The sequence below is a fragment of the Allobosea sp. P1_A7 genome (assembly GCF_056406775.1).
Genome location: NZ_JBFTZN010000493.1, coordinates 1 through 2,313, shown reverse-complemented (window position 1 = coordinate 2,313; position 2,313 = coordinate 1). Strand labels below are relative to the sequence as shown.

The 2,313-nt window shown below is 62.4% G+C and carries 1 protein-coding gene and 2 pseudogenes; 1 reads left to right on the top strand and 2 read right to left on the bottom strand.

Translation table 11 applies throughout. The features are described from left to right. Nucleotides 1-326 precede the first annotated feature (326 nt). Nucleotides 327-943 (top strand): annotated as a pseudogene (locus tag AC1D34_RS36785) (aldo/keto reductase); the annotation flags it as partial. A 148-nt stretch (nucleotides 944-1,091) separates the two neighbouring features. On the opposite strand, the pseudogene AC1D34_RS36780 reads toward AC1D34_RS36785, so the two are convergent. Together AC1D34_RS36780 and AC1D34_RS36775 are read right to left on the bottom strand one after the other, a co-directional pair. Further along, nucleotides 1,092-1,287 (bottom strand): annotated as a pseudogene (locus AC1D34_RS36780) (arsenical-resistance protein); the annotation flags it as partial. Nucleotides 1,288-1,360: 73 nt separating this feature from the next. Then, nucleotides 1,361-2,143, bottom strand: a complete 783-nt coding sequence (locus AC1D34_RS36775; RefSeq protein WP_476826928.1) for a DUF1236 domain-containing protein — start codon at nucleotides 2,141-2,143, stop codon at nucleotides 1,361-1,363. Nucleotides 2,144-2,313: the final 170 nt, after the last annotated feature.

The window sequence follows — 2,313 nt, the reverse complement described above, 5'->3', positions numbered from 1 at the left end:
ATCCTGGACCAGCAAAAACTGATGCCAATGGAAGCCGGGCTGCCGACGTACTATTTCCAGTCAGAATTGAAGCGCTGGAAACTGCTGGACGAGCGCGGCGAAACTCTAGAAACAACAGTTTGCAAGACGGGAGTTCCATCCAGCGCAGCCAGATCGACCGGCTCGCATCACGACTGAGACGCTGAGGGCGACCTTAGCCCGGCCCAGGCGGCAGTTCTCAGACCATTTCGCGCAAGGCTTCGTCTGCGGCTTGGCGGGCCCCTTGGACGCACGGCAGCTCCAGCGCTGCGTGCGGCTCCAGCATATTCTGGCGATTTTCGCCGTGCCTCTTCATTACGACCAAGCTCTGGAACGCCGACCAGGGCTTCGATTCCACCCTCAGGCGTTCGATGCCAGCCTTCAGCGCCTCGGCCTCGACTATGTCGATCTCTACTTGATCCACTGGCCGGCCCCGAGCCGTGATCTCTACGTCGATATCTGGAAGGCCTTCATTCGGTTGAAGCAGGAAGGCCGAGCCAAGTCGATCGGCGTCTCGATCTTCACCACCGAACATCTCGATCGGCTCCCCGGGACACCGGCGAGAAGCCCGTTTTGAATCAGATCGAGCTTCACCCGCGCTCCAGCAAGAGGCACTTCGCGAGGCGCATGCCGAACGCGGCATCGCGACGGAATCGTGGAGCCCACTGGGGCAGGGCCAGCTTCTCGAGGATCCCGTCATGGGCGAGATCGCGAGGAAGCATGCGAAGACCCCGGCTCAGATCATCATCCGCTGGCACATCGACAGCGGCCTGATCGTGACCMAAAATCGGTTACTCCGAGCCGGATCACGGAGAATTTCGATGTCTTCGGCTTCGAACTCGATGAGCAGGATATCGCCGCCGTGAACGGCCTGGATCGGTCCGATGGCCGGATCGGGCCGGACCCGATGTCTGCGGCGTTCTGACGTTGAACTGCGCGCAGGCTGTCAGTGGTGCGTGAACGTGCCGCTGAACGCAGAGTTGATCGTACTGTCGACGAGGCGGCTTGCCGAAGCCAATGCGTACAGGCGCTGCCTCAACCGCAGTGCCGCCTCGTTCTTCCCAGGGAACCGCCGCGAGTTCGAAGAAATTGCTCGCGCCGATCAGAGCCCGGCCCGGCCCACGCAATGCGCCTCGCCGGTCATGCGGTTGAAAGATAGGCGAGGCCCGAGTTAAAATAGACCTGGATCAGGATCGGCGCCGCGAGCATCGCTATGATGAGCGGTTGAGCCAGGATTTGCTCGTCCGGGAAGCCGAACAGCAGCACGAGTGGGCAGACGCTATCTGGGGGAGCGGATGCGGCAATCGATGTGGGCGCATCGATTGCCGCATGGCATCATCGGTCATTCAATGATGTCAACGACCTCGCGGCTCTGGGGCTCGACGATCAGGACATCGTCGCCGATAAGCGTATAGTGGTAGCCGCGAAGCCTTTGGTCGCGCTCCTCCACCTCGGGGGGAAGCGGATGAAGGACGACCTGACTTGGCAGGACGGCTCCCCGCAGGCCATCGATTCCCTGAACCTCACCTGGTTTGGCGTTGCCCAAGATGATTCGCGCGATGTCATGTCGATCACCGGAATGCTGCGCCTGGCCAGAGAGCGCGCCGGTGGTTTTTGGAGCTGCGGAGGCCGACCGCGACGCGCTCTTGTCGACGACCTCGACGATGCGATGCGTCCCCGGCTCGATGATCGCGACTTCATCGCTCTCCGTCATGACATACTGATACCCGCGCCAATCTGGATGGCCTTCGACCAGCTCGACCGGAAGGTCATAGAAAGGCGCGCTCTCGGGCAGGATGACCCCTTGCCGAAAGACGATCTCACCCGGCCGGCGCCAACGCCTTACATCGCGCCGGGTTTCGAAAACAGCGTAGATATCGACGGTCCCTGCTCGGCCGCCACTCCGCTCGATCACCTCGACGATGCGCCTGCTGCGCGGGTCGACAATGATGATCTCCCGATCGGAGACCGTGTAGCGATAATCGCGGTATTGCGGCCTGATGGYAGCAATGTCGCGAGGCAGCGGCTGGAGATGCACACGAGACGGCAGCGCAGCGCCGACCGATACGGAGACGCCCAGATTCTGCTCGGGCCGAATCTCTTTGCGTTCGACACGCTCGCGCACCGTATCGGCGATCCGCCGATTGTCGGAATCGACAGGCGGTCGTTCGGCGTTCTGGCTTCCGGTCGACGCTCGATTTTCTGCGGGCGCAGGACCGGCCGTTCCGGGCTGCGCCGCACTGGGGCGTTGCGCAGTGGAGCCCGGCCGCTCTTCGTTTTGCCGACTCGGCGCCG